At 57.9% G+C, this 21,663-nt stretch carries 22 protein-coding genes; 8 read left to right on the top strand and 14 right to left on the bottom strand.

All coding sequences use genetic code 11. The features are described from left to right. Positions 1–68: 68 nt before the first annotated feature. A complete protein-coding gene (gene leuD / locus V6582_RS11170) occupies positions 69–674 on the bottom strand; it encodes a 3-isopropylmalate dehydratase small subunit (protein WP_156631409.1) in 606 nt (201 codons plus the stop codon). Between the two features lie 128 nt (positions 675–802). After that, positions 803–1,042, bottom strand: coding sequence for a hypothetical protein (locus tag V6582_RS11175; RefSeq protein WP_070166273.1), 240 nt, complete (start codon positions 1,040–1,042; stop codon positions 803–805). 114 nt (positions 1,043–1,156) lie between these two features. Here V6582_RS11175 and V6582_RS11180 point away from each other — a divergent pair, with 114 nt between their 5' ends. The 3 genes from V6582_RS11180 (at position 1,157) to V6582_RS11190 (ending at position 4,156) form a co-directional block, all read left to right on the top strand. Next, positions 1,157–2,056 carry an HpcH/HpaI aldolase/citrate lyase family protein gene (locus V6582_RS11180; RefSeq protein WP_156631408.1) on the top strand — a complete coding sequence of 300 codons (900 nt, stop codon included), beginning with the start codon at positions 1,157–1,159 and terminating at the stop codon, positions 2,054–2,056. Positions 2,057–2,061: 5 nt separating this feature from the next. Then, positions 2,062–2,268, top strand: coding sequence for a DUF1737 domain-containing protein (locus V6582_RS11185; RefSeq protein ID WP_070166228.1), 207 nt, complete (start codon positions 2,062–2,064; stop codon positions 2,266–2,268). Between the two features lie 160 nt (positions 2,269–2,428). Continuing rightward, positions 2,429–4,156 carry a chemotaxis protein gene (locus V6582_RS11190; protein WP_197434345.1) on the top strand — a complete coding sequence of 576 codons (1,728 nt, stop codon included), beginning with the start codon at positions 2,429–2,431 and terminating at the stop codon, positions 4,154–4,156. A 238-nt stretch (positions 4,157–4,394) separates the two neighbouring features. Here V6582_RS11190 and V6582_RS11195 read toward each other — a convergent pair whose 3' ends face one another. From V6582_RS11195 to V6582_RS11210, 4 genes are all read right to left on the bottom strand, one after another. Continuing rightward, positions 4,395–4,964, bottom strand: a complete 570-nt coding sequence (locus V6582_RS11195) for a CarD family transcriptional regulator (RefSeq protein WP_041697279.1) — start codon at positions 4,962–4,964, stop codon at positions 4,395–4,397. 702 nt (positions 4,965–5,666) lie between these two features. After that, on the bottom strand, positions 5,667–6,005 hold the full coding sequence (gene fdxA / locus V6582_RS11200; protein WP_156631407.1) for a ferredoxin FdxA: 339 nt from the start codon (positions 6,003–6,005) through the stop codon (positions 5,667–5,669). A 353-nt stretch (positions 6,006–6,358) separates the two neighbouring features. Next, positions 6,359–6,760, bottom strand: coding sequence for an RNA-binding S4 domain-containing protein (locus tag V6582_RS11205; protein WP_156631406.1), 402 nt, complete (start codon positions 6,758–6,760; stop codon positions 6,359–6,361). Positions 6,761–6,763: 3 nt separating this feature from the next. Continuing rightward, the gene (locus tag V6582_RS11210; protein ID WP_156631476.1) at positions 6,764–9,922 is read right to left on the bottom strand and encodes a helicase-related protein; all 3,159 of its coding nucleotides are present in this window, start codon (positions 9,920–9,922) and stop codon (positions 6,764–6,766) included. A gap of 463 nt (positions 9,923–10,385) precedes the next feature. On the opposite strand from V6582_RS11210, the gene V6582_RS11215 reads away from it, so the two are divergent. Beyond that, complete coding sequence (locus V6582_RS11215; RefSeq protein WP_015917565.1) at positions 10,386–10,541, top strand: DUF3309 family protein; 156 nt, start codon at positions 10,386–10,388, stop codon at positions 10,539–10,541. 34 nt (positions 10,542–10,575) lie between these two features. Beyond that, positions 10,576–10,833, top strand: coding sequence for a YMGG-like glycine zipper-containing protein (locus V6582_RS11220; protein ID WP_156631405.1), 258 nt, complete (start codon positions 10,576–10,578; stop codon positions 10,831–10,833). A 72-nt stretch (positions 10,834–10,905) separates the two neighbouring features. On the opposite strand, the gene V6582_RS11225 is transcribed toward V6582_RS11220, so the two are convergent. Both V6582_RS11225 and V6582_RS11230 read right to left on the bottom strand, forming a co-directional pair. Beyond that, positions 10,906–11,631 (bottom strand): beta-ketoacyl-ACP reductase, encoded by a 726-nt coding sequence (locus V6582_RS11225; RefSeq protein WP_156631404.1) that lies wholly within the window; start codon positions 11,629–11,631, stop codon positions 10,906–10,908. Between the two features lie 349 nt (positions 11,632–11,980). Further along, the gene (locus tag V6582_RS11230) at positions 11,981–13,162 is read right to left on the bottom strand and encodes an acetyl-CoA C-acetyltransferase (protein WP_060718794.1); all 1,182 of its coding nucleotides are present in this window, start codon (positions 13,160–13,162) and stop codon (positions 11,981–11,983) included. A gap of 239 nt (positions 13,163–13,401) precedes the next feature. Between V6582_RS11230 and phaR the strand changes: the two genes are divergently transcribed. Continuing rightward, positions 13,402–13,977 (top strand): polyhydroxyalkanoate synthesis repressor PhaR, encoded by a 576-nt coding sequence (gene phaR, locus V6582_RS11235; protein WP_156554669.1) that lies wholly within the window; start codon positions 13,402–13,404, stop codon positions 13,975–13,977. Positions 13,978–14,136: 159 nt separating this feature from the next. Here the strand turns inward: phaR and rpmF are convergent, their stop codons facing one another. The 3 genes from rpmF to mtgA form a co-directional block, all read right to left on the bottom strand. Continuing rightward, positions 14,137–14,322, bottom strand: a complete 186-nt coding sequence (gene rpmF, locus V6582_RS11240) for a 50S ribosomal protein L32 (RefSeq protein ID WP_007604390.1) — start codon at positions 14,320–14,322, stop codon at positions 14,137–14,139. Between the two features lie 198 nt (positions 14,323–14,520). Next, positions 14,521–15,180, bottom strand: a complete 660-nt coding sequence (locus V6582_RS11245) for a glutathione S-transferase family protein (protein ID WP_156631403.1) — start codon at positions 15,178–15,180, stop codon at positions 14,521–14,523. A gap of 73 nt (positions 15,181–15,253) precedes the next feature. Then, positions 15,254–15,922, bottom strand: coding sequence for a monofunctional biosynthetic peptidoglycan transglycosylase (mtgA, locus tag V6582_RS11250; RefSeq protein ID WP_156631475.1), 669 nt, complete (start codon positions 15,920–15,922; stop codon positions 15,254–15,256). A 286-nt stretch (positions 15,923–16,208) separates the two neighbouring features. On the opposite strand from mtgA, the gene V6582_RS11255 reads away from it, so the two are divergent. Together V6582_RS11255 and V6582_RS11260 are read left to right on the top strand one after the other, a co-directional pair. Then, positions 16,209–17,105 carry a polyprenyl synthetase family protein gene (locus V6582_RS11255; protein ID WP_156631402.1) on the top strand — a complete coding sequence of 299 codons (897 nt, stop codon included), beginning with the start codon at positions 16,209–16,211 and terminating at the stop codon, positions 17,103–17,105. Between the two features lie 88 nt (positions 17,106–17,193). Continuing rightward, entirely contained in the window at positions 17,194–17,832 is a 639-nt protein-coding gene (locus tag V6582_RS11260; RefSeq protein ID WP_156631401.1) for a LysE family translocator, read from the top strand. 91 nt (positions 17,833–17,923) lie between these two features. Here V6582_RS11260 and V6582_RS11265 read toward each other — a convergent pair whose 3' ends face one another. The 3 genes from V6582_RS11265 to V6582_RS11275 all read right to left on the bottom strand — a co-directional run bounded on the left by V6582_RS11265 (position 17,924) and on the right by V6582_RS11275 (position 21,233). Continuing rightward, entirely contained in the window at positions 17,924–18,589 is a 666-nt protein-coding gene (locus V6582_RS11265) for an OmpA family protein (protein WP_060718789.1), read from the bottom strand. A gap of 106 nt (positions 18,590–18,695) precedes the next feature. Beyond that, positions 18,696–19,958: a flavodoxin-dependent (E)-4-hydroxy-3-methylbut-2-enyl-diphosphate synthase gene (ispG, locus tag V6582_RS11270; RefSeq protein WP_156631400.1), complete on the bottom strand. Its 1,263-nt coding sequence runs from the start codon at positions 19,956–19,958 to the stop codon at positions 18,696–18,698. 87 nt (positions 19,959–20,045) lie between these two features. Further along, positions 20,046–21,233 carry an MFS transporter gene (locus V6582_RS11275; RefSeq protein WP_420360176.1) on the bottom strand — a complete coding sequence of 396 codons (1,188 nt, stop codon included), beginning with the start codon at positions 21,231–21,233 and terminating at the stop codon, positions 20,046–20,048. Positions 21,234–21,663 lie beyond the last annotated feature (430 nt).

A 21,663-nucleotide genomic window follows, 5' to 3' on the forward strand; every position in this document is an offset into this window, starting at 1 on the left:
AAGAAAAAGGCGGAACCTGCGTTCCGCCTTCGGTATGACTGCCACGGGTTGTGACGAATGACTTCAGATCAGGCCCAGGGGCGCGATGCGGCGTTGGACGTCTCGAACGAAGCAATCGCACCGGATTTTTCCATGGTGAGGCCAATGTCATCAAGGCCGTTCAGCATGCAGTGGCGCTTGAATTCGTCGATTTCGAAGCTGATGCTGCCACCATCCGGGCCGGTGATTTCCTGGCTTTCCAGATCTACGGTCACGACGGCATTGGAGCCGCGCTGAGCGTCATCCATCAGCTTTTCCAGGTTTTCCTGGCTGACGACGATCGGCAGGATGCCGTTCTTGAAACAGTTATTGTAGAAAATATCGGCAAAGCTGGTGGAGATCACGCAGCGGATGCCGAAATCCAGCAAAGCCCAAGGCGCATGTTCGCGCGAGGAGCCACAGCCGAAGTTGTCGCCGGCGACCAGGATCTTGGCGTTTTGATAGGCGGGCTTGTTGAGCACGAAATCCAGATTGATCGAGCCGTCCTGATGATACCGGGCTTCTGCAAACAGACCTGTTCCAAGGCCAGTGCGCTTGATCGTCTTCAGGTAATCCTTCGGAATGATCATATCCGTATCGACATTGACGACCGGCAGCGGTGCCGCGACCCCGGTGAGCTTCGTGAACTTTTCCATAGACGTTACCTTCACTGGACCTGAATGAGATTGGCTCTTCGCATAACCGAAAAGCCTGTCGATTTGAAGGAGAATCTTGGAGCCGCTTGCTTCATCGACGCATGGTCTCACGCGTGTACGGCGACCTATTACATATCGATAATGGTACCGCGTCCATCATTCCAGATCCGCACCGGCTGCTGCTCTTCGGGCTGGCGTTTGCGGGCGTGGACCGCAACCGGCTTTGGCTTGAGCGTCAAGGCGCGCCAAGCCAGCGTTCCCGTCAAAACGGCACCGAGCACAAGCGTCAGCGAGAAAGTCAATAAAGCTGCCGCAGTCAAGGCAATGACCCCAAGGCCGAGCAATCCAAGAGCACGAAGGTTCTGCATCATAGTGTTCCTTTCAATGGTTTGAAGGTGGGGCTTCTCCTGACGCTTTACAAGAGTTATTGAGGTCGCAACCCCTATCGCAGTGAAGGTCAGACAACCGAAAGGCGAAGCGCCATGCAGACCAATCCGCCCAATCGCAGACCGCGCTTTCGTCGCTCGTTGCTCAGCGTTCCCGCTATCAACCTTCGTGCATTGGAAAAATCCCTGTCGCTTCCTTGCGATGGAATGATTTTCGATCTGGAGGATTCGGTTGCAGACGGCAGCAAGGCCGAGGCACGCGACATCCTGCGGCAGTTTCTGCAACACGCGGATTTGAACGGTCGTGAAGCCATTATCCGCGTCAATAGCAGTGATACACGCTGGTTTTCCGAGGATTTAGCCCTTGTAGAGGCGATTAAGCCGGACGCGGTTTTGCTGCCCAAGGCTGAACGGGTGGAAGACCTGCACCGGCTTCGCAGTGCAGCCGGGGCGGGGCCTGCCCTCTGGGCGATGATCGAGACACCGAAGGCCGTGCTGACGGCGGCGGAGCTTGCCAGGGCGGGCGCGGCACTGGGGCTGGAATGCCTTGTGGTCGGGCTGAACGACCTGCGCAAGGAAACCCGGGTCCCACCGGGCCTTGGCCGTCAATATCTGGTTCCCTGGCTGATGCAGGTGGTCCTGGCTGCCCGTGCTTACGGACTTGAGGTAATCGACGCGGTTTCCAATGATTTTCGCGATCTGGATGGGTTCGCAGCGGAATGTAGCCAGGGCCGTTCGATGGGTTTTGACGGAAAGATGCTGATCCACCCGGCCCAGATCGAGGCGGCCAACCGGTATTTCGGTCCATCGGAAGCCGACATCGCTGAGGCGCGGGCGATTGTTGCGGCTTTTGCCGCGCCGGAGGCAGCGCATCTCAATGTCATCAATCTGGATGGCAGGATGATCGAGCGGCTGCATGTCGCCGAAGCCGAGCATCTTCTGTCCAAGCTGTCTCTTCTTGAACCAAAACCATCATCTCCAATCCAGAAAGGATAATCCCCATGAAAGTCTATCGTTTTCTCACCGGTCCCGACGACGCCACCTTCTGTCACCGGGTGACCGATGCCCTTAACAAGGGCTGGGAACTGCACGGCTCGCCCAGCCTGACATTCAACCCTGCCGTCAACCAGACCTATTGCGGCCAGGCGGTGGTGAAGACCGTCGAGGGCAAGACCTATGATCCATCCATGAAGCTGGGTGAACAATAAGCGTTTAAGTCGCTGGCCGGGTGCGAAAATGCATCCGGCTGGAGGGCTGGCTTGAAGGTTTGTCATTATCTCGAATTCGATGCGAATGTTTTGCAGAATTTACCTGTCATTCTTGAATTGGAGCTAATGTGCCGAAATATCGCTCTTGTGAGGTGTATTCGTGCGACCAGTTTTCAAGGCCCATTCGACCGGCAATCCGCACTCCGATTTTGAGGTGAAGCTTGCCTCTGCCCATTCGCGGATCGAGAAGTCCTTTCTCGATGGCGGCGCCGTACTGGTATCGGTGATGGATAATCTCGGCAGTCTGGTGGATAGCCTTGACCAGTTGACAGGCGTTCTGGATGGGAAGACGACGACGGACACCGTACAGGGTCTTCGTAAGACGGTTTCCGATCTCGCCTTGCTGCCCGCACGTGCCTCGGCGCGTCAGGAATCCTTCAGTCAGATCTCCGATCAATGTGCCTCGACCTATTCGCATGTCGAGGAAATGCGTGAGACCATTCGCTACCTTCGCACATTCGCCATCACCGTGAAGATCACCGGGGCGGGCCTTGCCGAGTTCTCGGGCTTTGCCGATGAAATCCGCGAGCGTATCCAGTCCGGTGCCGAGGAAATCGACCGGTTTGCCGAGCAATTGGCGGGTATGCGCGGCCAGTTGGACACGGCACGGGCGTTTTCCGATGGCATCTTGTCGGATTTCAGCAATACTATTCCCACCATTGTCACCTCGCTGACGCTGAGTTCCGACCAGTTGGCAACCCAGCACAAGACCATGGCCGGTATTGCCAATGATGTGAAAGGGCTCACCCGCGCCATTCAGGGCAAGATCGCCAATGTACTTTCGGCCTTGCAGGTCGGTGATATTACACGCCAGCGCATCGAGCATATCCAGAGTAGCCTGGATTATCTGGAGGAATTTTTTGCGGCTGGCGGACTGCGTGACCCGGCTGAAAAAGAGGCGCTCCGCCAGGCTGTCCTGCATCTTGCCCACGCGCAATTGCAGGAATCCCTGGATGATTTCCGGCAGAAATGCACATCGATTTCAGCCAATATGTCGAGCTTTACCAGCGATGCCGCCCGCGTCCTGGCGCTGCGTGACGAATTGAACCAATCGGGCGGCGATAATGACCGCAGCCTGCTGCGCAAGATGGAAAGCGATATCAGCCACGCCTGCGCGCTTTCGGCGCGCGTACAGGACCGCAGCCATGAATCGGATGCTGTCGTCAGTTCCGTTACCCAGTCCGCTCAGGCGCTCCAGGAAGGTATTGAGACGATCCGGTCTATCAAGACCGATATTCACTATATGGCGCTGAATTCCAATCTTCGCTGCTCCCGTCTTGGCGATGCCGGTCGGTCCGTCAATGTCGTCAGTGGCGAGTTGCGCACCTTTGCCGCCAAGCTGGAAACCCCAGCCGATGCCATTGTCGAGGACATGCGCTGCGTCGAAGAGGCGACGGCGTCGCTGACCCGCGACGACAGTGACGACATCAACCATATTCATGAGCCGCTGAACCTGGCGCTGGATAAGATCCGTGTTGTGGCGACGGATATGGAAAAGGGGCTTGAGGCTTTTGGGGCTGAAGGCCAACTGGTGTTCAGCCGGATTAGCGCGGCGGTGACCAAGCTTGATTTCGATGGCGAACTGGGTGGTCTGCTGCTGGATTGCCTGGCAATTGCCGACCGCGCCCGCGGGCATATGCCGCCGCTATCGGCTATTCCCGCTGCTGCACTACCGCTCAGCCAGAAAATCTTTGCCATCTACACAATGGCGCAGGAGCGCGATATTCATCAGCGTTTCCTGCCGTTGCAGGCTGGCTCCGACATGGTCGTGGATCAGGCCGAAGTTTTTGAAGACGATGAACAATTGTTTGCCGGAGCATTGTTTTAGAGTTTGCCTTAGGAAAAGTGGAACCTGATTTTTCCGAAAAGACAAACGAAAACAAGAGAATTTGGAGTCTGTCTGGTTCAATATGAACCTGGCAGACTCCAAAGCATCGCAGCTGAAAAGTGGGTCATCTGTTTTCGGAAAATCCGCTGCAAATACCAAAGCCTCAGCATCAATGGATGTGCAGAAGACATAAAAAAACCCGGCAATGCCGGGCTTTTTTATGTTGGAATGAGCAGGCTTACGCTGCTTCTTCCTGAGTTTCGTCTTCTTCCACGGACTTGCCGCGCTTCGGGCCTTTGGCAAGATTGACTTCCACCAGCCGGACGGCTTCGGTTTCAGACATCTTGTTGACGGCGGCGATTTCACGCGCCATGCGGTCCAATGCGGCTTCATAAAGTTGACGCTCGGAATAGGACTGTTCCGGCTGATGTTCGGCGCGGAAAAGGTCACGAACCACTTCGGCAATGGAAATCAGATCGCCAGAATTGATTTTCGCATCATATTCCTGTGCCCGGCGTGACCACATGGTCCGCTTGACACGTGCCTTGCCCTGAACGACTTTCAAAGCCCGATCGACAAAATCGGTTTCCGAAAGCTTGCGCATTCCAATGGTGACAGCCTTGGTGACCGGCACTTTCAAACGCATTTTATCTTTATCGAAATCGATTACAAAAAGCTCAAGCTTCATGCCCGCGACTTCCTGCTCTTCAATGGCGGTAATCGTACCGACGCCATGGGCCGGATAAACGATCGCCTCACCTGTCTTGAAGCCCTGACGTGTCGAGGATTTTTTCTGCTGGGTCGTCATTCGCTCTAAAAACTCCCTGTTACTGTATCGGCGACAGCCGACCCCAGGCCGAAAGACCCGGATGAGACGGGGGAACCGTCGGGTGACTCCATGCTGATCCAGTTACGATCAAACGAATAAAAGCACATCAGCGACAAAACCGGCGAGGTTTACATGTCACAAACATAACTTTCGTGGATTTTTCGGCTTTCGCGGTAGGTTTGGGCACACAAATGCCCTCACGTGTGGATCAGTTCTATAGGCTTAACATAAAAAAGTGAGGAAATCAATATTTTGCTGCCTTGCGACCGCTTGACGGCGGAAACTGTTCTTCTTTAAGGGTGCGGTTTGACCTGTGGTTGGTTTGCGTGGCCAGACCTAAATAAAATATCTTTTAACGTATTGATTTTTTTAGAAATTCATAAAAGCGTCAAACTGTGGCAGCGATTCTTTTTGCTGTCTGGCTCTCCCCAGGTCGCGTCAATTGTTCACAGCGACACGCAATTGCACGGCTGCTGTCATAAAAAACAGAAGCTGCCATGCAGTTTTATGCCAAGTCTCAAAGATGTGACCCTGAAGGCATTTCAAATATCTCAAATGCGACAAAGGTTTGAGGCATTTGGAAGGTAATAGGAAGAGGTGACCTTCAACTGGCAACGGATTGTCCGCTGCCGCCCATGGGCGGCATTCGGTTGCGGGCGTGAGCGTGTTGCAGCTTGGCGATCAATCGCCAGTGCCTGGCTTTTCCGAGAAATAAAGGTCGAACTTGCCTTCGACGCCATCCATTTCCTTGGCCTCGGGCAAAGCATCACGCTTGGTGGTGATGTTTGGCCAGACCTGGGAAAACTCCGCATTGATTTTCAGCCACTTATCGAGACCCGGTTCCGTGTCCGGCTTGATGGCTTCCGCTGGACATTCCGGCTCGCAGACGCCGCAATCGATGCATTCGTCCGGATTGATGGCCAGAAAATTCTCACCTTCGTAAAAACAGTCGACCGGGCATACTTCCACGCAATCGGTATATTTGCAGCGTATGCAGTTGTCAGTCACGATATACGTCATGCGGTACTCCAGAGATCTCTCGATGGCGAGTGCGACGCCGCGTCTTGCAGGAACGAATTAGGCAAGGAAAAATCGACTGTCCCATATCATGAACAGCTTTTTCCACAAGGGCAGTGAGCTACTGCTTTCCAGGTCCCTTAGCAAGGATAAATCATCCCTATCTCGACGCGATAGAGGTCGATTTTCCTAGTGCCTGGCAGGCGCGTCCCAAACCGGATCGGCCAGCTCTGATGCCAGGCTCGACGATGCTGGCATATCCTCGCCTTGCGCAGATTTCGAATATCTCCAATGCATCAAAGGCTTGAGATATTCGAAAATGGACGACGACCGGTCATTGTCGTTGGCCCTTGATGTCAGTCTTCGCCATCCATCAGGCGGTCCACTTGCCGGCGCTCGCGCTTGGTCGGACGGCCCGAGCCGGGAAGTCTTTGTGCCTGTTCGAAAGCGGTGAGGGCGTCGCGGGGCTGGCGCGGCGGTGACTGGTCCTCATAGAGAAGTTTTGCCTGCTCGTAAGGGCCGCGATGCGTGCCGGGCTGGCGAACGACAAGTTTCATGTCGTGATTGGCAAGCGTAATATCCAGCACGTCGCCGGGCCGGACGATGGCGCTGGGCTGCTTTGTTGGCTTGCTATTGACCCGCACCCGGCCCGAGACGATCTGCTGCTGGGCCAGCGTACGGGATTTGAAAATCCGCGCAAAAAACAGCCACTTGTCGATCCGTTGCGAGGGTCCGGCGAGTGGCTGTTGTTCGCTCATGGCTTACTTCTTCATCTGCTCCTTCAAGGCAGCAAGTTTGGCGAAAGGAGAATCCGGATCGATCGGCTTTTCCTTGCGCGGCGGCTTGGCCTCGAAACGCTGCGGCTGGGCTGATTTCGTGTCCCTGTCGCGGTCCTTGCGCGGACCGCGATCATCGCGGTCGCCCCGGTTTGCGTGCTTGTCACGGTTGCCGTCCCGGTCGCGGGGCTTGCCGTGATGACCGCCCTCGCGGCGCTTGTCGTCGCGGTCACGTCCACCTTCGGTCCGTGCGCCGTCTGCGCGCGCTTCCGGCTTCTGCTCGCCCTGTTGCGGGGCGCGCTTGGCACCCTGCGGACGGCGGTCGCCCTGTTGTGGACGTCCGGCCTGACGCTGGTTGTCGTTGCGTCCGCCAGGACGCCAGAGCAGAACCGGCTTGGGTTCCGTGGGGCCTTCCGGATTGGCAAGAAGGTCAGCGGATGGAGCCTCGGTCGCTGCGACGTCGGTCTCTTTGACCTCGGCCGGCGCTTCTGCCGTTGCTTCGGCGCTGAGCTCAGCACTCGTGACGGAAGCCGTTGGGGCGGTCTCGAGCGTTACCGGTTCAGCAGCGACAGTTTCCGTCGCTGTGGCTTCGCCGTGCTGATCTGCATCGTCTTCGTCGGCCTTTTCGACGCTTTCGGATGTCTGCGTCGATGCATTGGCGGCTGCTGCGGCAGGTTTGTCGTCCTGGGTGCCGAGGAACGCCTGGGCCTCTTCCGCCTTGACGGCATCGGCGCGGTAGCCGAGACCTTTGAGGATTTCTTCCATGTCATCGGGCGTGGCACCGAGGATGGAGAGCATGGCGGTCGTTGTGGTGAACCGACGGCCATCATAGGCGCCGTCCGGACGCGCTGTGGTGCCGGGCTTCCATTGCAGCAGCGGACGGATCAGATCCGCCAACCGCTCCAGAATGTCGATGCGTACGGCGCGCTTGCCGAGGAAACGGAAACCGGCGAGCTTGTAGAAATTGCGCTCGAAGCTTGGATCGGTCACCACGGAGGTGCGGCCTGCGGCCAGCACCGGGATGAGATCGCCGTAGCCGGGCTTGTCCAACCCGTCATTCTTCAAGGCCCAGAGCAGGGTGATCAGCTCGGCCGGTGCGGGTTTCAACAGGGCCGGCATGAAGATGTGATAGGCACCGAAGCGCACGCCATAGCGGCGCATGGAGGCGCGCGCATCCTGGTCCAGCGATTTCACCTCTTCGGTGACGTCGCGGCGGAACAGAATTCCAAGCCCTTCCACCAGTTGGAAGGCCAATCCCTTGGAGAGGCCCTGCAAGTCTTCGGCCCGCGACAGATCGTCGAGCGGCTTCAGAATGGTCGAGATATGATGATTGACGAAGCGCTCGATGCGGGCGACGACATGATCGCGTGCATTGCCGCTCAGCGGTTCATCCGCCAGCAGCAGAATGCGGGGGCGCATGATATGATCCGAGCCGGTCAGCCGGGCGACGGGATCACCCAGCCACCGGACGAGACCGTCGGAACTGAGCGCCAGATCTCCATTGCCGGAGGCATGCAGTCTTGCAGCCCGCGCTTCGAATTCCAGGCCAAGCGCCTTTTGGGCAGCGGTTTGCACCGCCTTGGCGTCCGGCCCCTCGGTTCCAGAGATCGGCGTAAACCGGAATCCGGAGAGTTGGCCCACGTGATGTCCCTCAACGAAGACGTCACCGTTCACACTGATTTCAGCTTCCAGCATCCCATTCTCTCTCAAGCGCTTCATAAGCACAGATGTCCTGCGATCAACAAAGCGTTTCGTCAACCTTTCATGTAACGCGTCAGACAATCGATCTTCGATTTCCCGCGTCTTTTCTTGCCAGTGTGTCGGATCGGCAAGCCAACCTGGCCGGTTCGACACATACGTCCAAGTTCGGATCTGCGCAATGCGCGCAGAAAGAGTATCTATCTCACCGTCTGTCCGGTCGGAGCGATGCACCTGCTCTGCCATGAAATCTTCGTTCACACTACCGTGCCGGGCAAGGTCGGAATAGAGGGTAAGGATCAGATCGGCATGTTGTGCCGGGGTAATTCGCCGATAATCCGGTAATGCGCAGGCATCCCACAGCAGCGAGACCCGATTTGGCGACGAAGCAAGGTCCTGGACTTCCGGATAGCGGGCCAGATAATCCAGCGCCTGCTGGTCGATTGCCGGTAGTGCCCGCACCAGTCCCGCCACCTTGGGGGCGGCATCCAGGCTACGGCGCAGGTTGGCAATCGAGGAAAAATCGAATTGGGCGGTGCGCCATTGCAGCACCTTGATCGGATCGAAATGATGGCTTTGCAGCCGTTCCACCAATTCCGGCTCAAAGGGATCGACCCGTCCCGTCACCCCGAAAGTGCCATCCTTCAGATGGCGTCCGGCCCGTCCAGCAATCTGGCCCAGTTCGCCGGGATTGAGATTGCGAAACTGATAGCCATCGAATTTGCGGTCCTGGGCGAAGGCAACATGATCGACATCGAGGTTCAGGCCCATGCCGATCGCATCGGTCGCCACAAGATATTCGACATCGCCGGATTGATAGAGGCCGACCTGGGCATTGCGGGTGCGCGGGCTGAGTGCGCCGAGCACCACGGCGGCCCCGCCGCGCTGGCGACGGATCAATTCGGCAATGGAATAGACCTCGTCGGCGGAGAAGGCGACAATCGCTGTGCGCTGCGGCAGCCGGGTGATCTTCTTTTCGCCAGCATAAAAAAGCTGCGACAGGCGCGGGCGTTCGACGACAGTAATACCCGGCAGCAGATGCTGAAGGATTGGCTTCATCGTTGCCGAACCAAGCAGCAGGGTTTCCTCGCGTCCGCGCAGATGCAGCAGCCGGTCGGTGAAAATATGCCCGCGCTCGAGATCGCCTGCCAACTGGATTTCATCGATGGCGACGAAAGCGACTTTGGTCTCGCGCGGCAGCGCCTCGACCGTACAGACAGAAAACCTTGCATTGGGCGGGGTGATCTTTTCCTCGCCAGTAATGAGGGCGACATGCGCCGCGCCGACCCGCTCGACCACCCGCGTATAGACTTCGCGCGCCAGCAACCGCAAAGGCAGGCCGATCATACCCGACCCATGGGCAACCATGCGCTCAATGGCATAATGGGTCTTACCCGTATTGGTCGGCCCCAGCACAGCAATAACACTGCGGCCGCTCAGGATCATGGGTTGCGAAGTCAAATCGTCGCTCCGGACTGCACTGTCAAAAGAGGATGGCAACAGCCGATCTTCCTTCGGGACCACACATGGCGATGCCTTGGAGCAAAGGCAAGAAAAGAATTGCCCTGGCGCTGCTTTTCCGGCTCCAGAGGCGAATAGGAGAGAAATAACCTCCGGTTGTGGGTCATTTTGGTCGTTTTGCGCGTCAGGCTTTGATTCGGAACAGCTAAAGAACGAATCAGCGACGAATCACTGACTCCCGCCCTTTCATGCTTTGTTCCGGCCTTTATCTTGTGGGTCCCTGGCATGAGGGGGGCGAGATGATGGAAACCATTCACAACCGAAAACGGTGCCGGACTTTAAAACCGTGCCTGATGGAGGAAAGGGTTGGCCGGGTGGAACAATACAGGGCCAGGATCATTATAGGGTCACATGAATTAAGACATGCTGAAAAGTAAAGGGAAACACCATGCTAGGCACAATTCTCGTCATCATCCTCATATTGTTGCTGCTTGGGGCGCTTCCGACTTGGGGTCACAGCCGCAACTGGGGCTATGGTCCGTCCGGCGGCCTGGGCCTGGTTGTCGTCATCATTATTATTCTGCTGCTTATGGGCCGTATCTGATGGTTGGCCAAGCCAGGGAGAAGAGGAAGCTTTCATGAAAAAGACAGTTATTGCCATAGCCATGCTTGTGCCGATGATCGCGTCTTGTACGCCCACGGAACGCGGCGCCTCAATTGGTGCGGCATCCGGTGCTGTGATCGGTGGCGTTGCAACCAATTCCTGGGGCGGTGCCGCAGTCGGCGCCGTCGGTGGCGGGGTGGTTGGCGCTTTGATCGGCCAGTCGACCGAACGCCGGGGCTACTGCGTTTACCGCGATCGTTACGGCCGCCAATACGAGCGCCGTTGCCGCTAAATCGCATAGCATTGAATATAAAAAGCCGCCGGAGCGATCCGGCGGCTTTTTTTGGCTATCAATACCAGAATATCAGACGAAGAATTGGCCGCCATTGGCGGAAATCGTCGAACCAGTGATGAAACCGGCGTCATCGGACGCCAGAAACACCACGATGCGGGCAATTTCTTCCGGTTCGCCGAGGCGTCCGACCGGAATCTGCGGAATGATCCGCTCGTTCAAGACTTTTTCCGGGATCGCCCGGACCATTTCCGTGCCGATATAGCCCGGGCAAATCGCATTGACGGTAATATTCTTCGCCGCACCTTCCTGCGCGAGCGCCTTGGTAAAGCCGAGATCGCCAGCCTTGGCGGCGGAATAATTGGCTTGGCCCATCTGGCCCTTCTGGCCGTTGATGGAGGAAATATTGATGACGCGGCCAAAGCTGCGGTCGCGCATGCCCGACCAGACCGGGTGGGTGACATTGAACAGACCGCTTAGATTGGTGCCGATCACATCGTTCCACTGCTCAGGCGTCATTTTATGGAACATGGCATCGCGGGTGATGCCGGCGTTGTTGACCAGAATTTCAACCGGCCCAAGGGCTGCCTCGACGGCGGCAATACCCTGCTTGCAGGCCTCGTAGGAGGAGACGTCCCATTTAAAGACCGGAATGCCAGTTTCGGCTTCAAACGCCTTTGCGGCCTCGTCATTGCCAGCATAATTGGCAGCAACCGTATATCCAGCCGCCTTCAATGCCGTTGAAATCGCCGCGCCGATGCCACGCGTTCCGCCGGTTACCAAAGCTACCCTGCTCATTCCAGTCTCCTCTCAATAAGTGTTTTCTTGTGTTGCGTCTCTCCGTTACCCCAGGGGGCACGGAGTAACATCCCCCCGATTCAATGGGTACTCCTGCGAAATGCACAGGAAGCGACCAGTCATTACGGTTTGACGCCGGAAACATTGAACTGGAATGATGCAGGTAAAATATGGCCGCGCCGGTTCCCGACTTGTTTATTGTCCTGACAGACCGGACACGAGCCGCCGCTGAAACCAGCTCTGTTTGGTCATATCCCGTTGAAAGACAAAGCGGGTAACCAGGCGATATCTCTTCACAATCAGGATATCAAAGCCCGATGGCAGCCATCGGGCTTCAAACTTGATCCGCTCAGAGGCCTTCGATGCACATGGCAACGCCCATGCCGCCGCCGATGCACAGGGTCGCCAGACCCTTCTTTGCGCCGCGCCGTTTCATTTCAAACAGCAGGGTGTTGAGAATACGGGCGCCGGATGCCCCGACCGGGTGGCCGATGGCAATGGCGCCGCCATTGACATTGACGATCGACGTATCCCAGCCAAGGTCCTTGTTGACGGCGCAGGCCTGGGCGGCGAAGGCTTCGTTGGCCTCGACCAGATCGAGATCGTTCACGCTCCAGCCGGCTCTTTCAAGCGCCTTGCGGGAGGCGGGGATGGGACCTGTGCCCATGATCTTCGGATCGACGCCAGCGGTGGCCCAGGAGGCAATGCGTGCCAAGGGCTGGATGCCGCGGCGGACGGCTTCAGCTTCGGTCATCAGCAGGGCGGCGGCGGCTCCGTCATTGATGCCGGATGCATTTCCAGCGGTGACGGTGCCTTCCTTGTCGAAAGCGGGACGCAGCTTGGTCATGCTGTCCAGTGTTGCACCTGCGCGGATATATTCATCGGCATCGACGATCACATCGCCCTTGCGGCCCGGCACGGTGACCGGGACGATTTCATCCTTGAACCGGCCTGCTGCCTGGGCGGCTTCGGCCTTGTTTTGCGAGGCAACTGCAAAGGCGTCCTGCTCGTCGCGCGTCAGCTGCCACTGGCGGGCAACATTTTCGGCGGTGACGCCCATGTGATAGCCGTAAAAGGCATCGGTCAGGCCGTCCTTGATCATGGTGTCGATCATTTTCATGTCGCCCATCTTGGTACCGGCGCGCAAATGGGCGCAGTGGGGGGCAAGCGACATGGATTCCTGGCCGCCTGCGATAATGATCGAGGCGTCGCCGGTGGCGATCTGCTGCATGCCGAGTGCCACGGCGCGCAAGCCGGAGCCGCAGAGCTGGTTCAGGCCCCAGGCGGTTTTTTCCTGCGGAATGCCAGCCTTCATGGCGGCCTGGCGGGCGGGGTTCTGGCCCTGGCCGGCGGTCAGGATCTGGCCGAGGATCACTTCGTCGACTTCGGCGGCCTCGATGCCTGCGCGTTCCAGTACGGCCTTGATCGCGGTCGCACCCAGGTCATGCGCGGCAACGTTGGCAAATGCCCCGTTGAAAGAGCCAACTGCCGTTCGAGCCGCGCTGGCAATGACGATGGAAGGCGTAGACATGGGTATCTCCTCGATAGTGTTCTTTGCTGCGGCTGAGACTGTCAAAGCTTCCCCGAGAAGTCAAACTCAAAGCATTGGGAAATTTCAGTCTTTGGTTGCATTTTAGCGGATGGCTATCGCTGCTTTCGATAGCGCAATCCCGCGACGCACAAAGAGATTGTCACGCCCGTCGATTTGCGATTACACTTCTCTTTCAGGGAAGAGCAATAATAACGACATAAGCCGGGTTAGGAGACACAATGGCCAAGACCGATGGCGAAATCATCATTAAGAAATATGCCAATCGCCGCCTCTACAACACGGGGACCAGTACCTATGTGACGCTGGAAGATCTGGCCAAGATGGTAAAAAAGGGCGAGGAGTTCACCGTGCAGGATGCAAAATCCGGCGAGGATATTACCCATTCCGTCCTGACCCAGATTATTTTCGAGCAGGAAGCCAAGACCACCAATACGTTGCTGCCGATTTCCTTCCTGCGCCAGTTGATCAGCTATTATGGCGATCAGATGCAGATGGTGGTGCCAAGCTTTCTCGAACATTCGATGAAAGCCTTTACCGAGCAGCAATCCCAGATGCGCGACCAGATGACCCGGGCTTTCGGTGAGACACCGCTTGCCAAGAATTTACAGGCACCGATCCAACTGATGGAGGAGCAGGTCAAGCGCAATACCGAGATGTTCCACCAGGCCATGCAGATGTTTTCGCCCTTCATGACGCCGACGCCAGCACGCGAGGCGAAGCGGCCGGAAACCAAGGATATCGATGATCTGAAAGAGCAGTTGCGCAATCTGCAAACCAAGCTCGACAAGCTCTGACAACTGGTGCCGCAACGGCGTTGTGCAGGGGTGTTCTCCTGCACCGTGCGGTTTGTTAAATGCACAAAGCTCACTGCAAGCAGGCGGTCTTCATCAAAAAATGGCAAAGAAAAAGGCCGGAAAAACCGGCCTTTTTAATATATTCAGGTAGAAAAACGCTTATGCGCTTTCCTTCGGCGTCAGAACCTGACGGCCGCGATACATACCGGTCTTCAGATCGATATGGTGCGGACGGCGCAGTTCGCCGGAATTCTTGTCTTCGACATAGGTCGGAGCCTTCAGACCGTCGGCAGAACGGCGCATACCGCGCTTGGACGGGCTTGTTTTTCTTTTTGGTACAGCCATTTTAATTACTCCACGTGACGGTCGAAAACCGATGAACCGGCCCTTTTGGAGCCGCACGATCACTCATCCGATCTTCGAATTTGGCGGCCTTATACATGCCGCCCAGGGGTTTGACCAGTCCCCGGCGGGATTTTTTTGTCATCGTGCGGTCGCAAAACACCGGTGCTGCCCGGCCTTTGCAGGCATCGGGCAATCCGTTCAGGCCTCGTCTTCCGGCACGATCCAGGGTTCGGCCAGGGCAGCATCGCGCCACTTAATCCAGGCGGGATGGGCCTGCATGCGATCCATATAGGCAAGACTAACCGGATCAGAGGTCAGTTGATAGGCCGAAAAACGGTTGACCACAGGTGCATACATGGCATCCGCAGCGCTAAAGGCGCCAAACAGGAAAGGACCGCCGGAACGGGCCAATTGCTCGCGCCAGATGGTTTCGATGCGGGAGACATCCGCCATCACCGCTGCCTGTGTCTCAGGACTGAAAGAAAGCGTCTGTGGCGAGCGGCGGAAATTCATCGGGCATGCATTGCGCATCGCCCTGAAACCGGCCAGCATTTCGAGCGAAATGGCTCGGGCCACGGCCCTGTCCGGGGAGGCCGATGGCCAGATGTCGGCATCGGGGAAAAGCTCGGCGGCATATTCGATAATGGCCAGCGATTCCCAGACCTTCACGTCACCATGCACGAGGACAGGCACCTGGCCGGTCGGGGATATGGCCTTGATGCCGGGATTGCCGGCTGGAAAGTCGAAGCGGATCAGCACCTCTTTGAAGTCGATCCCGGCTGCGGTCAGAGCAATCCAGGGCCGGAACGACCAGGAGGAATAATTCTTATTGGCAATATAAAGGGTTAGGTCCGTCATCGGTTTTTTTTCCTGAAATGTCCGGCAATCCTAACCGGCAGATACAGCTCAAAGCCAATGCCAAGTTTTGACATCACTTATCAATGCAGCTGATATATGGATCGGCGCCCCGGGCGCGGCGCTCCACCATGGCAGCAAGCCGTCGCAGACCGGGCCCAGGCTTGCCGGCATTGCGATCGATGGGATTTGGCAGGGAGACGGCGAGCAGGGCGGCTTGACGGGCTGAAAGCCGGGCGGCGGGGATTTTGAAATGATGGAGTGCGGCCGCCTCGGCGCCGTAAATGCCCGGCCCCCATTCGGCGATATTGAGGTAAATCTCCATCGTTCGGCGTTTCGACCAGATTTTGTCTGCGGTCAGTGCAAGGGGAATTTCCATGCCCTTGCGGATGAACGACCGGCTGTTCCACAAAAACAGGTTCTTCACCGTTTGCATGGTGATGGTGCTGGCGCCGCGGGTTTCCTCGCCGTCCAGCGCATCGTCGATCACTGAGCGCATCTGCACCCAGTCGACGCCGCTATGGTTACAGAATTGCCCGTCTTCCGACATCATCACAGCGCGGATCAGGTTGGGCGATATGCGCTCCAGCGGCACCCATTGCCGGTCATAGCCACGAAACAGAAGGAGATCGGCCAGCATCAAGGTGGACGGCGGGTGAATGAAGGGCAGCAGATAGAGCGCCATCAGCGCGAAAGGCAAAAGGGCAAGAGCAAGCAGTGCCTTGGCTATTCGATGCAGCACCAGCCGCCGGTCTCCTTTTTCGCCCTCCTGGTCGAGGTGCTCGTCTTGTCCGGGCACGGTCGCGTCCAGAGGGTCGATAGCATCAGGTGCGTTGTCCGTCGTCAATCCTGTCACCTGCCCCGACGCCTGCTTGATTTGCGCATTTGTTTTCTTAGCCGTGAATAAGGCTAAGCGCCAGACCAAGGCACTTTGGCGGGCCGATACCCCACAGATAGTCCCCAATACTCATTGTATCTTGCACCTTCCGGGGGCGCATGGCAAAGAGCAGCCGGCAAACCTGAGGCATGCGATGTTTGACGATCATCTCCGCGATACAGCCACGCGCGTCCAGGCGCTGCTGACCGAGCTTTTGCAGCCCGAGCCGCTATCGGATGAAATCGCCAGGCCCGGTCAATTGCTGGCGGCAATGCGCCACGCCGTGTTAAACGGCGGCAAGCGGCTGCGGCCATTTCTGGTGGTGGAAAGCGCCCGGCTGTTTCGCGGCCAGGACGATGCCGCCCTGCGGGTTGGCGCTGCGCTGGAATGCCTGCATTGCTACTCTCTCGTGCATGACGACTTGCCCGCCATGGATGATGACGATCTGCGCCGTGGCCAGCCAACCGTGCATATCGCCTTTGACGAGGCGACGGCCATTCTGGCCGGTGACAGTCTGCTGACCTTTGCCTTTGAGATCATTGCCGCGCCACAAACCACGCTGCCCGACGCTGCCAAGACCGCGCTGGTTCTGGCGCTGGCGCGGGCCGCCGGGCTTGGCGGCATGGCCGGCGGGCAGGCGCTGGATCTGGCTGCGGAGAAACACGCTCCTGATGAGGCTGGCATCGTGACATTGCAGGCGATGAAAACCGGCGCACTGTTGCGCTTTGCCTGCGAGGCTGGACCAGTGATTGCCGGGGCATCCCAGGAGGACCGGCAGCGGCTGCGCCAATTCGGCGAGTTGATCGGCCGGGCCTTCCAGCTTGCCGACGATCTCCTCGATTTGACGGCTGATGCGGCGACCATGGGCAAGGCGACGGGCAAGGATGCCGGGCGCGGCAAGGGGACATTGGTCGGCCTGAAGGGCCAGACCTGGGCGGAAGCCGAGCTGGACCGGCTGGTCGATCAGGCGGTCGGCTTGCTGGCTCCCTACGGCGAGCGTGCCGCCGTGTTGATGGCCGCCGCCCGTTTTGTCGCCAACCGCAAGAATTGAATTGCCACTGTGACAGGTTTTCGGGTGCGGAGTCTGGTTTGATGTTTTAGGGCTCAGTGGCCGTTATTCTCTTCCGAAAGCGCCCGTCATGATTGCCGATCATTTTGCGCAGTTTTTCTCCGCCTATCTCGTCTATCTGGTGGCGGTAATCAGCCCCGGTCCGGCGAATATGGCGATTATTTCGACGGCCATATCGCAAGGGCGCAGGGCGGGTCTGGTGATTGCCCTTGGCATATTTGCAGGTTCTTTTACCTGGGCCATGGCGGCGTCATTCGGCCTTGCCGCCTTGCTGCATCATTATGGCCAGGCCCTCATTCTGCTGAAAATCGCAGGCGGGCTTTATCTTTTGTATCTCGCCATCAAGGCGGGACTGTCTGCCTTGCGAAAACAACAGGCCGCCGGGGAGCAGGTCGGTGCGGATAAGCGGGACCGTTATGGTTCGATCTTTCTGCGCGGCTATCTCATCCACTTGACCAATCCGAAAGCGATTTTCGGCTGGCTGGCGATTATTTCGCTGGGCGTGCCAGTGGATGCCTCACTGGGCTCCGTGGTGCTCGTGGTCGGTGGATGTCTGGCGACCGGGTTTTCAGTCTTCTGCGGCTATGCGCTGGTGTTTTCGACCGCCCGGGCCGTGCATGTCTATAGGGCCAGCCGGCGCTATGTGGACGGGGTTCTTGCGCTTCTGTTCGGCGCGGCGGGCGTTAAAATGCTGACGACGAGCTTGTGATAGGGCAGCTTGTGATAGGCCAGCTTATAACAAGAAAGCCGCCTTTCGGCGGCTTTCTTTGTCTTTGAATGGACTGCGGCCTGGGCTGCGATCAATTGTCCTTGAGCGGCGAAATCGCCACTTCGACGCGTCGGTTCTGAGCGCGGCCTTGTGGCGTGGCATTGGTGGCAATCGGCTGGCTGGGGCCAAAGCCCATGGCCGACATGCGGCGCGGATCGACGCCCTGCGAGCCGAGATAGTTCAGCACCGATTCGGCGCGGCGCTGCGACAGATCCTGGTTATGCTGCAAGCCGCCGGTCGAGTCGGTATGGCCGTTGACGTCGACCAGGGTGCGGTTGAACTTCTTCAGCACGATGGCGACCGAGTTCAGCGTCGGGTAGAACGGCGGCAACACCTGGTCTTGATCGGTCGGGAAGGTGATGTTGGACGGCATGTTGAGGATGATCCGGTCGCCCTGGCGGGTGACGGACACGCCGGTGCCTTGAAGCTGGGCGCGCAGTTCGGCTTCCTGATTGTCCATGTAGCTGCCGATGGCGCCGCCTGCCAGCGCACCGATGCCAGCGCCGATCAGGGCGGCATTGCGCTTGCCATGACCACCGCCGCCGACCGCCAGGCCGCCAAGCGCGCCGAGGCCCGCGCCAATCATCGCGCCACCGGCGGTGTTCGACATTTTCTGTTCACCAGTATAGGGATCGGTGGTGGTGCAGGCACTCAGATAGGTGGCAGTCAGGGCAAGAAGGACGAATTTCTTCAGCATCGGGATAGGACTCCGTAGGTTCATTTCATCCTGAACAGAGCAATTGCGGCAATATGAAGAAGACATACCACCTGCCACAGAACTGCTTGCTGACAGAACGGGTTTCTTACTCCGCCGCCGACCGCTGACCGTAGCGTTTTTCGATATAGTCGATCACCAGGGCCTCGAAATCCTCGGCGATTTTCGGACCACGCAAGGTCAATGCCTTCTCACCGTCGATAAAGACCGGTGCCGCCGGGTTTTCGCCGGTGCCGGGCAGGGAAATGCCGATATCGGCATGCTTGCTTTCCCCCGGGCCATTGACGATGCAGCCCATGACCGCGACATTCAGGCCTTCCACACCAGGATATTTTTCCCGCCAGACCGGCATGTTCTTGCGAATATCGCTCTGGATCTTCTGCGCCAACTCCTGGAACACCGTAGATGTGGTGCGCCCGCAGCCCGGACAGGCAGCAACCACGGGGATGAACTGGCGAAAACCCATGACCTGCAACAGTTCCTGCGCCACCTGCACTTCGCGGGTTCGGTCGCCGTTCGGCTCCGGCGTCAGCGAAACGCGGATGGTGTCGCCAATGCCCTGTTGCAGCACATAACCCATGGCCGCCGACGATGCGACAATGCCTTTCGAGCCCATGCCTGCTTCCGTCAGGCCCAGATGCAGCGCATGGTCGGAGCGCGAGGCCAGCATGGAATAGACGGCAATCAGATCCTGAACCTGGCTGACTTTGGCCGACAGGATGATGCGGTTGCGCGAAAGGCCGATCTCTTCGGCCAGTTCGGCAGACAGAAGGGCGGATTGGCAGATCGCTTCACGGGTCACCTGCCGGGCCGATAGTGGAAAGCCCTTGGCCTGATTCTCGTCCATCAACTGGGTCAGAAGTTCCTGGTCGAGCGAGCCCCAGTTGACGCCGATGCGGACCGGCTTGTCATAGCGGATGGCCATTTCGACGATATCGGCGAATTGCTTGTCCTTCTTGTCCTTGAAGCCGACATTGCCCGGATTGATCCGGTATTTGGCCAGCGCTTCGGCACAATCAGGATGATCGGCCAGAAGCTTGTGGCCGATATAATGGAAGTCACCGACAAGCGGCACGTCGAGGCCGAGCCGCTCCAGACGGTCGCGGATTTTCGGCACGGCAGCCGCACTCTCGTCGCGGTCGACGGTGATGCGGACGATTTCCGATCCGGCTTTATGCAGGGCTGCAACCTGCGCCACCGTGCCGTCGATATCGGCTGTGTCCGTATTGGTCATCGACTGGACGACGACAGGCGCGCCGCCGCCGACAATGACGCCGCCGACATCGACGGCCACGGATGCGCGGCGTGGTTTCGGGTCAAAATCGTCGGCTGGGTTTTCGGCTGGCGCCATGGTTGTCATCCCGATCTTGCGGATAATTCGCTTTCAGGTGGATCAATCATGGTCGCTTGTCAACATCGTGACAGCGGCGCGTGTCGATCAAACTTTGGGCCGGTCGGCATGTCGGGCAAGGCCGGAGAACAGCAGGGCAACCAGGATGAGCACCGGAAGCACGCGAAACACCAACGCCAGCGACGTATGTTCGGCGACAAAACCGATCAGCGATGGCGCCACCAGAATACCCGAATAGCCCATGGCGCTGACCACCGACAGACCGACGCCCGGCGCCATGCCAGGCAGGTTGCCGGCTGCAGAAAAGGCGATGGGCACCAGGTTGGAAATGCCGATACCCATGATGGCAAAGCCGATGACGGCGGTCCATGGATCGGCGGCAAAGCCGGAAATGGCCGTGCCGATCATGGCGATCAGGGCGCAAATCCGCATGGTTGTCACCGCTCCCAGCCTGTCGCGGACGATGTCGCCGGCAAAGCGCATGATCGCCATGGTCAAGGAGAAGCCGGCATAGGCATAGCTTGAGGTGGCAATGGAGCCGCCCAGTTCATTGCGCAGATAAAAGGCGCCCCAATCAAGCACCGCGCCTTCCGGGATCATGCAAAACAGTGCGACGAGGCCGAGAAGCCAGGGCAGCGGCGTCATCGGCAGACGCGCCTTGTGATGTTCGGCATCGGGATGGGGCGGGTCGCGAAGGGTGATCGGCCAGGCGACAAACAGCATCACGGCAGCAATGACAGTTGCAACAAGGCTATGCACCGTCGATCCGGCCATAGCCAGCAGCGGCCCACCTATGCTGGCGCCAATCAGGCCACCGAGGCTCCAGAAGGCATGGCAGGACGACATGATCGAGCGTCCCATCTGCCTTTCTGTCTCAACCGCATTGGCATTCATCGCCACATCCATGGCACCCATGAAGCCGCCAAACAGGAAAATCGCCATGGCCGCCAGGGGAACGTTGGGGGCAAGTGTCAACAGCAGCAGGGTCGGCAGGAAAATCAGCGCGCAGCCCAGCGTCACCCGGCGCGAGCCGAAGCGGGCGATCTGGGCGCCAGCCACCGGCATGCAGGCGAGCGAGCCAAGCCCCAGAACGAGGATCATCAGACCGAGCTGTGCTTCGCTCAGGTCGAGATTGCGGGCAAATTCAGGAACTTTGGGCGCCCATGAGCCGATGATGAACCCGTTCATCAGGAACAATAGTGAAACGGCCAGGCGTTCCCTGGTGAAAAATCTCTGCTTCATGTCTGCAATCCTCCGCGTGTCCGGAAATTCCATTAAATCGATTAGATTTGCAAGCGCCGACCGGGTTTGCGCTGTCACGAATCGTATCTTACTGTTGGTAATGTTTGTTCAGGTGGGTGTTGATAAGGGTGTCGCCACTTCGCGACTTCCTCTGTGTCCGTCTAAAACCGGCGTCATTTTTGTCAGAAAACGACGAAATCCTCGATGACGGCTAGGTTTGAATTGAATCGGATAACCTACTCATTTTAAGGGGAAATTTTGAGCCTGTCTGTTTGTTTCCGCTTCCATATCCGGCAGGATCCAAGTGGTTTTCAGGGCGAGTTTTCCTCTGGTTGCCACCTCTCATCAGGCTGGAAAAATCGTTCTACGCCATAAGTTTCCGGCGTTTTTCTTTCATGAGGCGGATGCCTGCCTATGTGAATCCTGATTGACGCCCCTATGTCGGTTCTCTAAGTGAAGGATA

This window comes from Agrobacterium vitis (assembly GCF_037039395.1).
Lineage (GTDB): Bacteria > Pseudomonadota > Alphaproteobacteria > Rhizobiales > Rhizobiaceae > Allorhizobium > Allorhizobium vitis_E.